General features: G+C 38.3%; 13 protein-coding genes. 2 read left to right on the top strand and 11 right to left on the bottom strand.

Going from position 1 to position 12,061, the window contains the following annotated elements:
- Positions 1-451: 451 nt before the first annotated feature.
- On the top strand, positions 452-1,399 hold the full coding sequence (locus G7Y42_RS01640) for a phosphoglycerate dehydrogenase (protein WP_165003265.1): 948 nt from the start codon (positions 452-454) through the stop codon (positions 1,397-1,399).
- Positions 1,400-1,517: 118 nt separating this feature from the next.
- Here the strand turns inward: G7Y42_RS01640 and G7Y42_RS01635 are convergent, their stop codons facing one another.
- The 7 genes from G7Y42_RS01635 to mltG form a co-directional block, all read right to left on the bottom strand.
- Complete coding sequence (locus G7Y42_RS01635; protein WP_165003263.1) at positions 1,518-1,817, bottom strand: iron-sulfur cluster biosynthesis protein; 300 nt, start codon at positions 1,815-1,817, stop codon at positions 1,518-1,520.
- Positions 1,818-1,829: 12 nt separating this feature from the next.
- Positions 1,830-2,495, bottom strand: a complete 666-nt coding sequence (locus G7Y42_RS01630) for a TrkA family potassium uptake protein (RefSeq protein WP_165003260.1) — start codon at positions 2,493-2,495, stop codon at positions 1,830-1,832.
- Positions 2,496-2,640: 145 nt separating this feature from the next.
- Positions 2,641-3,273 (bottom strand): response regulator transcription factor, encoded by a 633-nt coding sequence (locus G7Y42_RS01625; RefSeq protein WP_165003258.1) that lies wholly within the window; start codon positions 3,271-3,273, stop codon positions 2,641-2,643.
- Positions 3,274-3,280: 7 nt separating this feature from the next.
- Complete coding sequence (gene liaS, locus G7Y42_RS01620; RefSeq protein ID WP_165003255.1) at positions 3,281-4,348, bottom strand: two-component system sensor histidine kinase LiaS; 1,068 nt, start codon at positions 4,346-4,348, stop codon at positions 3,281-3,283.
- Complete coding sequence (gene liaF / locus G7Y42_RS01615) at positions 4,345-5,076, bottom strand: cell wall-active antibiotics response protein LiaF (RefSeq protein WP_165003254.1); 732 nt, start codon at positions 5,074-5,076, stop codon at positions 4,345-4,347. Before liaF ends, liaS begins: the two co-directional genes overlap by 4 nt.
- Before the next feature lie 160 nt (positions 5,077-5,236).
- A complete protein-coding gene (gene greA / locus G7Y42_RS01610) occupies positions 5,237-5,716 on the bottom strand; it encodes a transcription elongation factor GreA (protein ID WP_165003251.1) in 480 nt (159 codons plus the stop codon).
- Positions 5,717-5,855: 139 nt separating this feature from the next.
- The gene (mltG, locus tag G7Y42_RS01605; RefSeq protein ID WP_165003249.1) at positions 5,856-7,034 is read right to left on the bottom strand and encodes an endolytic transglycosylase MltG; all 1,179 of its coding nucleotides are present in this window, start codon (positions 7,032-7,034) and stop codon (positions 5,856-5,858) included.
- 167 nt (positions 7,035-7,201) lie between these two features.
- Between mltG and G7Y42_RS01600 the strand changes: the two genes are divergently transcribed.
- Positions 7,202-8,374 carry a serine hydrolase domain-containing protein gene (locus G7Y42_RS01600; protein ID WP_165003247.1) on the top strand — a complete coding sequence of 391 codons (1,173 nt, stop codon included), beginning with the start codon at positions 7,202-7,204 and terminating at the stop codon, positions 8,372-8,374.
- A gap of 90 nt (positions 8,375-8,464) precedes the next feature.
- Here G7Y42_RS01600 and G7Y42_RS01595 read toward each other — a convergent pair whose 3' ends face one another.
- The 4 genes from G7Y42_RS01595 to G7Y42_RS01580 are packed head-to-tail and all read right to left on the bottom strand — an operon-like array spanning position 8,465 to position 12,057.
- Positions 8,465-9,412, bottom strand: coding sequence for an NAD-dependent epimerase/dehydratase family protein (locus G7Y42_RS01595; RefSeq protein ID WP_165003245.1), 948 nt, complete (start codon positions 9,410-9,412; stop codon positions 8,465-8,467).
- 16 nt (positions 9,413-9,428) lie between these two features.
- On the bottom strand, positions 9,429-10,172 hold the full coding sequence (locus G7Y42_RS01590) for an acylneuraminate cytidylyltransferase family protein (protein WP_165003243.1): 744 nt from the start codon (positions 10,170-10,172) through the stop codon (positions 9,429-9,431).
- Positions 10,173-11,078 (bottom strand): Gfo/Idh/MocA family oxidoreductase, encoded by a 906-nt coding sequence (locus G7Y42_RS01585; protein ID WP_165003240.1) that lies wholly within the window; start codon positions 11,076-11,078, stop codon positions 10,173-10,175.
- Between the two features lies 1 nt (position 11,079).
- On the bottom strand, positions 11,080-12,057 hold the full coding sequence (locus G7Y42_RS01580) for a Gfo/Idh/MocA family oxidoreductase (RefSeq protein WP_165003238.1): 978 nt from the start codon (positions 12,055-12,057) through the stop codon (positions 11,080-11,082).
- Between the last annotated feature and the right edge of the window lie 4 nt (positions 12,058-12,061).

Here is a 12,061-nt window from a genome sequence, read left to right as displayed (position 1 = left end):
GCTATTTTGTACTTTCCATATTCTTCGTATTCTTTGATATCAATTACCGCAAATTTTCCATGCCCATTCTTTGTTAAAAAAGTGACTCATCTGGGGGCACGTCGTTTAAGGCCTTATCGCAATCTCCCAACTCTGGCATGGATTTGATATTCATCATGATTGATCATCTTCCTTAAACGAGTGTACCACATTATTTTTCAATAGTTCCAAATTCATTGTCTATTTTCCAACTAAAAAATAGACCTAGTCATACTTGATTTTCCAAGGAAATAACGGCTCATTGTCAAATAGTGTTGTTTTAATTAAATCACCTTGGAAGATCAAACTTCATGGAGAATTTCTTCATTACAGTTTTTTTAGTTGAAACGCAGATATGCCAACTGCAAGCAAGGCACTTCAAAGTTCACGCTGTATGCGCTACACTTAAAAGAAGGAAAGGTAGGTAAACGCTATGTCAGAAAAAATCATTTATGCTAATCGGCCGTTTCGCGAGGAATTCATCAAAAAGATCCGGGAAATCGCCCCAGATTATGTATTCAAAACGGAATTACAGCCTGAAGAGATCGAACATGTGGAGATCAGCTTGGGCTGGGATCGAAACTACCAAGAAGATTTACTAGCTAGTTCTCACCTGAAGTGGGTCCAGTCGATTTCAGCAGGCGTCGACACGTTACCACTCCAACGTTTTGCAGAAAAAAAAGTCCACTTGTCAAATGGGAGCGGAATCCATAGTGAGTCCATTGCCGAACACATCATGGGAATCATTCTTGGGTATTCGAGAGGTCTTTTCCAAGCACAAAAAGCACAGATGAATAAACAGTGGTTAGGCGATTCTGTCCATTATCAGGCCTTAGAACAGCAAAAACTACTGATCATCGGTACTGGTCATATCGGCAAGCGGCTTGCGCAAAAAGCCAGTGCATTCGGCTTAACGTGTTATGGGATCAACACAACTGGCCATCCTGTTGAAGGGATGGAAAAGACCTTTTCATTAGCACAACTGGGAGAAGTTCTTCCAAGTGCGGCGATCATGGTCAATATTTTGCCTTTGACCGAACAGACAACGGGACTTTTCGATGCACAGCTGTTTGCGCAATTCTCACCAGAATCCCTATTTATCAATGTGGGACGAGGCGCTTCAGTCAAAACAGCAGATCTGATCCATGCATTAGATGAAGGACAGCTGGCTTTTGCTGCACTCGATGTATTCGAAGAAGAACCACTTCCTGCAACCAGTCCGCTTTGGGCGATGGACAATGTCCTGATCACTCCGCATATCGCTGGATTGACACCCGACTTCCAGCACAAACTGATGGCGATTTTCCTGGATAATCTGGAAAGCTATATCCAAACAGGAAAAATCAGGACCAATCAAGTGAGATTAGATGACGGATATTAGACTGAATTCAAGAAAAACTCCTCTATATCAAACAAACATATGATCTTAAAAAGGAGGCTTGGGAAAAATCCCAACCTCCTTTTTCGGTTATTCATCTGTCATTTATTTCTACTCACTGTTACGATTCTTGTTTGTTAAAATGATACACCGGCTCATCCAACACAGGATCGTAATCGACCAGTAAATCATATCCTTTGAAAAACCATTCGTCTGCTTCTTCGATAAAAAACTGCATGCCGTCAATCATTGTCTCTTTGACAGGATGCTCCATTTGTTCTACGGACATGCCAATCGAAAAACCATCGTGTACTTCTGTTTTTCCGTAAACTTTACCAAAAAAACGGATCCCGTAATGTTCTGGCGGATCTACTTCTGTCTTGAACCATTTTTGTGCTGCTTCAGTCACTGTCAATTCCATTCAAGCATCCCCTTACTGATTCATTTTATCATCTAGAATATCTACGTCCTCTGTCTCTCCGATCACCAGCAGATTGTCATTCTCACGCACATACTCTTCCGCTGAAGGCGACACGATCACTGTATGGTCAGATCTTCGGATAGCAACGACTGTCAAATCGTAGCGTTGTCTAAAATTCAGTTCCAATAATGTTTTGTTGCAGAATTTAGGATTGGTCACTCGAATCTCTGCCAAAGAAAATTTATCTGAAAGTTCAAGATAATCCAGAATGTTTTTCGAGACCAGATTATGCGCGATCCGACTTCCCATATCTCGCTCGGGATGGACTACGCGATCTGCGCCGATCTTTTCCAATACACGCGCATGATATTCATTCTGCGCTTTTGCTAAAATATTCGGTACGCCCATTTCTTTCACCATCAAGGTAACTAAGATGCTCGCCTGGATATCTTCTCCGATAGCGATGATCACATGGTCAAAATTTCTGATCCCCAATGAACGCAAAGTCATCTCATCTTGTGCATTTGCTACCACGGCATGTGTCGCGATATTCATGTATTCATTTACTCGGTCTTCGTTGCTGTCGATGGCCAAGACTTCTTGACCTGCTTCGATCAATGTACGGCAAACACTTCCGCCGAAACGACCGAGACCGACAATTGCAAAATTTTGTTTCACGTTTGTCCTCCTTTATCCTCTTTCCTCTTCCAAGTATAGCAAAGCCTTTCTAAAAACAAAAGCAGGCCTTCTTCTTTGTAAAAAAGCCAAGAAAAATGACACACATTTTCTTGACTTGTTTGATTTATCTGATAAGATTTTTTTCTTATTTTACTAGTCCGTGCTTGAAGGCATAGATAGCTGCTTGCGTACGATCTTCCACTTCAAGCTTCGCTAAGATATTTGATACATGTGTTTTAACGGTCTTGAGGGTAATAAACAGTTCATCCGCGATTTCCTGGTTGCTTTTCCCTTCAGAAATCAGCATCAGGATCTCATTTTCCCGATTGGTCAGTTCTTCATGAAGGATCGGTTCATTCCGGCGACTCATTTTCTCCATCATTTTCGAGGTGACTTCTGGTTCCAAAACTCTTTCGCCACGTTGCGTCGCACGGATCGCATCAGCGATTTCATGCGCTGTGGATGTTTTCAGCAGATAACCGGCTGCTCCTGCTTCGATTGCCGGATAGACCTTTTCGTCATCGATGAAGCTCGTTACGATGATGATTTTCGCTTGCGGCCAGTCTTTCAAAATCGCTTTTGTCGATTCGATGCCATCCATCTCTTCCATGACCAGATCCATCAATATGACGTCTGGACGTAATTCCATTGCCTTTTCATACCCTTGCTGTCCATTTTCGGCCTCGCCGATCACTTCGATATCTTCTTGAATCGATAAATAAGAGGATACGCCTAAACGGACCATTTCATGATCATCCACTAATAAAACTGTTATCATTGTTATCTTACGCCTCCTTTATCAAAGGAACTTTGATCTCTACACTGGTTCCTTGACCTTTAAAACTGATAATCTTCACTGTTCCGCCAATCCCCGCCACACGTTCTCTGATATTGCTGAGTCCGTAGCTGCCGGTTTTCGTTTCATTCATGTTGAATCCCGTACCATCATCGATCACTCTCAATAGCAGATTATTGTCGATTTTATGGAGATAAACTTCCAGTTCTTCTGCTTTTGCATGTCGCAAGGTATTCGATAATAATTCCTGAACGATCCGAAATAAATGATCTTCAATCGAACTGGACAATGTCACATCCTCCACATCCCATTTCAATGAAATCTGGATCTTGTTCTGCAGCTCTTTCAGCAATTGTTCGATCCCTTGCTTCAGACTCTTTTCTTCTAGATTCACTGGACGAAGATGCAGCAGCAACGCACGCATTTCCGATTGCGAAGCATTGATGATATCTGCGACCATTCTCAACTGCTTACGGAAAATTTCTGGTGTTTCGCTTTTTTCTGCTTGTTCTGTCAAGGCAGACATCATCATCATCGCAGCAAATAACTGCTGTGAGACTGAATCATGCAGCTCACGCGCTAGACGGTGTCTCTCTAATTCTAAGATTTCTTCTTTGGTTTGTCCATCTACATATTGCGGGCGGCTAGTCATAATTTGGAGTTCACTAGATACCTCGATCATTTTTTCTTTGATTTTTGTGATCTCTTTGTCGATATCCTTCACATAGATATCATCGGACGCACTTGGGATCGGTTCATTCAGGACTTTTGACTCATAGTTGCCTGAAGACAGCGCGCGCAGTTTTTCTTCGATTTTTCCATAGCGTGTTTTTTGCATCACTGATATCACTAAAAAGACGATCAGACCTACACCTAAAGAAATCGCAAATAAATGAAAAATCAGCGGGACATAAAGTAATCTGGCCCGCAGCAATTCTCCCCACCATTGCTCTTGGTTACTTGCATAAAAATAGGTGAACAGTGAGAACAAAATGACAAGGAACGTACCACTTGCTGCATACACTGCTACCATTGCTCTCGACATCTTTCCCATCATACACGGATCACCTCGACATCGCCAAGAAGTGTGTTCGTAATGATTTTCAGACGTCGAGGATTTTCATCATAATCATTGCTGAAAATCTTGATCGACTCATTTTTCAATGAAAACTGTTCTTCCTCAAACAACACGTTGCCAACGAGCGTCGCATGTTCTAGGCTAACAGCAATCCCCAAAGGCACTAAGATTCTTGTTCTGCCGACCCCTTTGCGTACAATGACGATATTATCGTCTTTAGGCAGTAAAGTATTCCCAAGATCGATGATCGTATCCCCTGAGATAACTGCGATATTGATATCGTCCCACTCATAGACATCATTGCCGATTCGCTGATTGCCGAATAATTGCTGTCTTTTGCGTTCATTATTATGCGACTTCAATTGTTCTGTCTGGACCATCACCATTTGTTTTTTCCGCCAGAAAGCATTTTTGGTCAGATCGATCCCTGAGATCTCGACCCCTTTCAAACCGATGAATAACACAGCAAAGACTGCCATCATCCATAAAGCCGGACTGTTCACTAAACTGAAAAAAATGACCAATAACCCTAAAACTAGCTGGAAATTCTGGAATCTCGTACGTGGATGTTTCCGTAATGCTAGATATATATTAAAGATACCGAATAATACTAAGAGTAGTAATCCAGTATTATTCACGATCTGCCAAACAGCAAATAACAGCAACAATGCTTCGACTACTATGAAAAAACGCCAAGAGCTATTCATCTTTTTTCTCCCTCCTTGACACATTCTCTTATTATCATAACTATTTTCTGTTTGAGATGCTATAGGACTTTAGATGTAAATCGCCGAACATCCTATGCATGAGAAAAGACCTAGAACTTTATCATAAGATGAAAGTCCTAGATCTTTTTGCAATACGTTCTTATGCTTGTTCCACTTTGATGATTTTTACTAACATATCTCCACCAGGTGTGGCGATCGTTACTTCATCGTTTTTCATTTTGCCGATCAAGGCTTGTGCGATCGGAGAGTCATTAGAGATTTTTCCTGAAAATGGATCTGCCTCTGCACTTCCGACGATCGTATATTCTTCTTCTTCTCCATCAGGCAATTCCATGAAAGTCACTGTTTTTCCGATAGATACTTCATCAGCGTCCACTCCGTCATTATCAATGATTTGAGCGAAACGGATCATGTTTTCTAGTGTCGTGATCCTTCCTTCAACGAATGCTTGTTCATCTTTTGCTGATTCATATTCAGAGTTTTCGGAAAGATCACCGAAACCTCGTGCAATCTTGATGCGTTCAATGATTTCTCCGCGTTTGACTGTTTTTAGCTCTTCTAATTCTTGTTCCAGTTTTTCTTTACCTTCTAGAGTCATTGGGTAAACTTTCTCTACCATGTGTAACGTCTCCTTTTTCTCTATGGAATACCGCAAAAGGTAATCTTTTGAGGAATATAGTCCAAAAAAGATTACCATGCTTTTCTTAAAATGTAAATGTTTTTCTAAAAAATGAACAACTACAGATAGTTTTTTATTCTTAAGAATTGTTCACGTACTTGTCAACTAATTCTAAGTGTTCTTCGTACGTCTTTGCAAAGTAAACATCTCCAGTTTTCATATCAGCCACGAAATAATAGTAGTCATTCTCTGCCGGCTCCAAGACTGCCTTGATGGAATACTCACTTGGACTGTCTAAAGGCCCTGGACCATAACCTGTATTAGTATACAAATTATAAGGGGAATCGACAGCAGTATCTTCATAAGTGACGAATTCTTTGTGTTCACCTAATGCGTACAAAACAGAAATATCTGACTGAAGCGGCATATCTGCATCGATCCGGTTATAAAATACCCGTGCGATGTTCTTACGGTCGTTTTCTGACACTCCTTCTTTTTCAACTAACGAAGCCAATGTCAGGACTTCCTGTACTGTATGGTTCTGCTGCTTGATTGTTGCATAATACGGCTGCATCACTTCATTGGTTTTTGCCACCATCTGGACAACCAGATCTTTCAGAGAAGTACTCTTGTAATAATCATAGGTTGCTGGGAACAAATACCCTTCTAAGCGGTATTTCGTGTTTTCGGCCTTCGAGGCACTCTCCAGCAGATCCGGGAATTTTTGATAGAGTTCTTTGAAGAAACTTTCGTCTTTCATCAAATCCAAGAATTCCTGTTTGTCTTTACCGGTGACTTTTGCCACACGTGAAGCGATCTGATCGATATCATACCCTTCAGGAATCACGACTTTCCCATCCGCTACTTTTGTCGGCTCCGATGTCCCGCCTTCTTGTAGCTGCTTTCCGATTTCATCCAATGTCATATTTGGTGACATTTGATAATAACCTGCTTGGAATCCGGTCATATTTTTGAACTTGGTATAATAATTAAAAACGATGCCGCTCTTGATGATCTGATCGTTTTCCAATATCTCTCCTATTTGCTTGTTAGATGAACCGCTTGGAATCTCCACTTGAACCAGCTGATCGTCTGAGGCATCCAGAGGCTTCAGCCCATTGTCCACATAACGATAGATGGTGAATCCAAAAACACCGCCGATGATCAATAAAGTGAGTACGATCACTAATATGATCTTTCCAACGATCTTGTCTTCTTTTTTACGCATATCTTTTCGCTTACTGATTACATCAGCGGTAGTTTTTTCGCTGGTTTTTCTTCTGTTTTTTTCTTCTGGATGTTGTTTGTTTTCTGACAAAACAACTCCTCCTTACTATCAACTTCGTAACTCTATTTATTATACATGAAATTTTGACTGCCGTGAATTATTTTATTCAAATATTATGTCAAAATTGTAAGTGGTAAATAGCAAAGCTGCGGATTACAATAAATATTGTCCACAAAAAAAAACAGAAAGGAGTCCCGATGAGAAAAGGAAGACATCAAAAAAAACGTTCATTTCGGCTGATTCCTTTAGTGATTTTTCTTTTATCAGGCTGTGCGCTTTCAACAGGCATACTACTTGGCTGGCAGCTATCCAAAGAAGATCAGACTTTTTCATCTATTTCTGGTATCCAGACGCCAAAGCTTTCAACGCCTTTGACCCCCGAAGAACAGCAACTTTCTGCAAAAATCGATCAGCTTTTGCAAAAAGCTGACTATATCGGTTCGATTTACGTACGTAAAAACAATCGGGTAATTTTTGAAAAAGGTTATGGCTATGCCAATGAACAAAAACACCTGCCGAATTCGCCTGCCCTATACTATCAGATCGGGTCTATCCAAAAAGCGATGACTGCGCTACTTATTTTGAAACAAGTAGAACAAGGCAATCTTACACTAGAAACCAAGCTGGCAGATTTCTATCCCAAGATTCCAGGCAGTCAGAAGATCACGATCAAGGACTTGCTCTATATGCGCTCTGGCCTTCATCGTACGGCTTCGCCAGATAAACCTATGTCAGACAATGAAGTGATCCGTTTTGCTTTAGCGCACCTGAAATTCACCGATTATCATACGTACCATTATGAACCATTAAATTTTACGTTATTAACAGGTATTTTACTCAAATTGACGAATCAGCCTTATGAGACGCTGCTGAAGAAAGAACTGATCCAGCCACTACAATTGAAACAGACGAATTTCTATGAACAAATAAAGAATTCTCCACAACATGCTATCTCTTATCAAATGTCAGCAAAAAATGATTACTGGAAAGCTCTTAGTGAAACAGAGACAGATATCCGCAATGAACTCGGAACAGGAAACATCAGCATGTCTGTCTATGATTTGGATGCATTCTTCACTAAGGTACTTTCAGGAAAGCTGATACCAAAAGACCTGCTCTTCTCCTTATGGCAAGACAACGGTACCAAGCATCCTTATAATGGAGGAGTCTACAGCGGGAACAACTATCTTTTAGCACAAGGAAACATCAATCGATTCCATGCTGTTTTAGCCATGAAAAAAAACACCTCAGATGCTGTCGTGATGGAAAGCAATGTGCAAGCCGACAAAAAATTCAAAACTCCTGCTACTGATCTGAGAAATAAGATTTACGACCTGATCGAAGGATCAAACCAATTGTCTAAAGGATAACAATTTTATAAAAAAGAGCCGAACGCTGATCGATGAAACAAGTTCTTCAAGCGTTTGGCTCTCTTCGTTTAAACTATCATAAGATCTTTTTTATTTGATTTCTGTTTTCAGATAATTCGTCATTCCGCTAAGTACATCATATCGAGGCTGATAACCGATCGATTGGATTTTAGAGATATCCGCTAATGAGTCATGGATATCACCAGAACGCTCTTCTTCATACTCCAGCTTCAATTCTACCTCAAGTATCTCATCGATCGCATGGATCAGTTCCAATAACGTCGTCGCTTTTCCTGTGCCGACATTGAACTGTTTCCCTAAAGCAGCCTCTTTGGTTGCAACCAGAAGCAGTGCTTGGATCACATCATCCACATAGACAAAATCTCTTGATTGACTGCCATCACCAAACAAAGTAAATGAAGTGTCTTCTCCTGCAAGCTGTTTCTTGTAACGATCGACCAAAATGGAGATCACGCCGCTATAAGGAGAGCTTGGGTTTTGATTTGGTCCATAAACATTGAAAAAGCGCACAGCACTCGTTGGAACACCATATAAATGACAGTAATCCAAAACATACTGTTCCGCTGCAAATTTATCGATCGCATACGGTGTCAATGGACGAATGACTGATTCTTCTTTTTTAGGCAACGTTGGTTCATCGCCATAAACTGCAGCAGACGAACTGAACACGATCCGTTTCAACTCAGGCTGGTAGCTGCGGACAAGCTCAAGCATAAGCAGCACGCTGTCAAAATTCACGCGATGAGTCTCCAGCGGGCGTGCGACAGAATCCGCCACACTAGCAACAGCCGCCAGATGGAAAATATAATCGAAACGGTATTCTTTCATGACCTTTTCCATCAAATTTTTGTCAGCGACGTCCCCTTCAATAAACGTGATGTGCTTCGATTCATCCAGATTCTCTTTTTTCCCCATCGACAAGTCATCGATCACGACCACATTGTTTTCTTTTCCCAAATAATTCGCGAGCGTCGAGCCGATGAAGCCGGCGCCGCCGGGAATGAGATAGTTCGACATTTTCTATCCTCCAATGCTAATGATTATAAATATCTTGCAGTTCAATTGAATCTTCTAAAAATTTAGGGAATAAAAATTCTAACCAATTAAAATCTTCTTCACTATCGATATCTAAAACAAGATAATCTTTCATTACTATTATTCCACATTTCCCATTAAAGATATAATTATTCTTTTTTAGAAATTCAGGCTTAAAGGAGTACATAGAAGCATTCATCTCAAAGACCTCTGGCGCTTGCTGTCTAGATGTATAATCCGATGTATTAACTATAGTAACTTCATTATCAATTTTTTTTACCATATTGAAATAAGGATTACGCCTTGCAGACACAACTGAAAAATAAACATCTTTTTCATCTATGTTATTTAAATGTTCAGATATCAACTGTTCAAGATCAGAAACCTCACGTAAAGGTGAGGTTAAATCTAAATCTACAATTAAGTCAAAATGTTTTTTTTCTGATTCTAAATTTAGAAATGAATCTCTAATTACTTCAATTTTCCCTACGGTATCTGTCGCTAATTCAGGTTTCCGTTCTATAATTTTTACAGATGAATTTAATTTAGTTGTCAATTCTATTAATTCATCACTGTCTGTGTTTAAGCAAATTGAACAATTATACTCAGGATGTTTCGATTGATAGATATCAATTATTGCTAAAGCATAATGAACTAAAGGTTTTCTAGCTAAATATTTCAAGTTTTTATTTTTAAATCCTTTAGAACCAGCTCTACCGCAAATAGTAAACAAAATTTCCATTTATTTCTCCTCAGCTATCTTTAATACTTCATTCGCATGGTATAAATTATTCCAATTACTTTTACCCATTATTACATTTTCTAAAAAATATTTTAATTCTTCTTCATACATATAATTGGAGGATTCATCTATCTTTTCAATGATATGCTCATCAATACTTACTTCATTAGCTAACAAGTCAACATTAATAAATCCATCTGAAGTAAATAATTCGAGCTTCCTTTTGGATTTTTTCCCAAAATAATCTAAATGGACTTCTATAATTTTATCATTATATTCCAATAAGTAAGTAGCTAAATCATTACTTTTAATTTCAAGATTAGAAAATTTACCAAATTTCTTTTTCACATCTTTTGGAAAACCAAATAGATTTATAACATAATCTAATTCATGTATACAGTCTAATTCAACACCACCACCCATAGATTTGAAGGCAGAATAATTTTTTCTGTAATCTGTATCTTTTCTCCATTCTGGAAGATAAGAAGAACAAGTTACTCTGGCTGAATAAACTTCAGTACTAGAAATTTTTTCACGTACAATATTCATAACTTGTTTATACCTTAATGGAGCAGCTATATAAATTTTTTGATAATCATAATTATATTGGGAAAGATTGATACTTTCCGAAAAAACAGGTTTTTCTAAAAAGATATAATCTGCTTTTTTTATAATCATATTTAAAGTATCTAGATGTTTAAAAGTTGGATTTGTGATAAATGCTACGTCATAATGCGGGGCTAACTCTTCTTCGTCTTGGATATATGTGATACCTCGAAATTCTTTTTTGCCACTACTACTGTAAGCTGTGATATCAGATTCAACAGATCTTTCAGCACCGAAACTCAGTAGATTTTTCAAGTGTCTTTTCCCGATTGAGCCTAATCCAAAAAAAATTACTTTCATACTAATTTGCCTCAATTTCATTAATTAAGTTAATGACATAGTCGTCTTGTTCAAAAGTGTAATTGGGTTTTAAATTTTTTTCTAAAATCATAAAAAATTCTTTTATTTCTTCTAAATAAGCATCTTCGATTATGGTATGGGAATAATTACTGTCACTAATTATATCATCATACAACTCAATTTTTTTCATATCAGAGTCTTTATTACTCCATGAAAATAAGGAATTTGGATTACCATACCATTCTATTAAATTATTTTCGCCAATTATCGTTAATTCTCTTTTTGCAATTCTTGAAACAAGATCTACAGTCATGGTTCCGACAACACCACTCTCATGTTCAATCAATAGATTAAAACTGTCTGGATAATCGATATCAAGATTGGACAATTTTCGAGCATTTACAGAGAATTTCTTAATTTTTCCAAAAGTATCAATAATCCAAGGCAATTCAATAGCAAATATTTCTCTGCAGCCATTTGTTTTTTTATTTGAAACAAAAAAATTACGGTAATCTTCCCATGGATGCCAATCAGGGAGATATTGTCCCACATGATACCGATACGAAATATTTTGTTCATCCTTTACTTTTAATCGGATATATTGTATTTCTTTTCTTTTTAAAAATGTAGAAGACAAGTACAACAACTTTCTTTTCTTTTCTGCTAATTGGATTACCTCTGAATAATATTCATTTAATAAATTAATTTCAGTAAAAATATTACACTCTAAATTTAAAGCTTCCTTAATTATATTTTCATGGGTTATAGGAGAAGTACAGACAAAAACTGTGTCTAGTTCAAATTCAGTATTTGCTGTCTCTAAACTGCTATAGGTGGGTATACCATATCTATTTTCTACTTCTTGACGTCTTATATTATTGGTATCAATACCACATAATAAAATATCATTAAAATTAGCTTGAATGAGACGTAATCTTCTTTTACCCATAGAACCTAATCCAATAATTCCCACTTTCATACAA

Origin of the sequence: Enterococcus sp. ZJ1622 (assembly GCF_011038845.1) — a bacterium.
In the GTDB taxonomy this organism is placed as follows: Bacteria; Bacillota; Bacilli; order Lactobacillales; family Enterococcaceae; genus Enterococcus_B.
Note: the sequence above shows the minus strand (reverse complement) of the source record. Positions and strands in the feature narration are given on the sequence as shown.

Bases quoted from the DNA above. Each gene is read 5' to 3' on its own strand.
- liaS (WP_165003255.1), bottom strand. From the start codon at position 4,348: ATGATGGGAAAGATGTCGAGAGCAATGGTAGCAGTGTATGCAGCAAGT.
- G7Y42_RS01585 (WP_165003240.1), bottom strand. From the start codon at position 11,078: ATGAAAGTAATTTTTTTTGGATTAGGCTCAATCGGGAAAAGACACTTG.
- G7Y42_RS01625 (WP_165003258.1), bottom strand. From the start codon at position 3,273: ATGATAACAGTTTTATTAGTGGATGATCATGAAATGGTCCGTTTAGGC.
- G7Y42_RS01635 (WP_165003263.1), bottom strand. From the start codon at position 1,817: ATGGAATTGACAGTGACTGAAGCAGCACAAAAATGGTTCAAGACAGAA.
- greA (WP_165003251.1), bottom strand. From the start codon at position 5,716: ATGGTAGAGAAAGTTTACCCAATGACTCTAGAAGGTAAAGAAAAACTG.
- G7Y42_RS01580 (WP_165003238.1), bottom strand. From the start codon at position 12,057: ATGAAAGTGGGAATTATTGGATTAGGTTCTATGGGTAAAAGAAGATTA.
- liaF (WP_165003254.1), bottom strand. From the start codon at position 5,076: ATGAATAGCTCTTGGCGTTTTTTCATAGTAGTCGAAGCATTGTTGCTG.
- G7Y42_RS01640 (WP_165003265.1), top strand. From the start codon at position 452: ATGTCAGAAAAAATCATTTATGCTAATCGGCCGTTTCGCGAGGAATTC.
- G7Y42_RS01590 (WP_165003243.1), bottom strand. From the start codon at position 10,172: ATGGAAATTTTGTTTACTATTTGCGGTAGAGCTGGTTCTAAAGGATTT.
- G7Y42_RS01600 (WP_165003247.1), top strand. From the start codon at position 7,202: ATGAGAAAAGGAAGACATCAAAAAAAACGTTCATTTCGGCTGATTCCT.
- G7Y42_RS01595 (WP_165003245.1), bottom strand. From the start codon at position 9,412: ATGTCGAACTATCTCATTCCCGGCGGCGCCGGCTTCATCGGCTCGACG.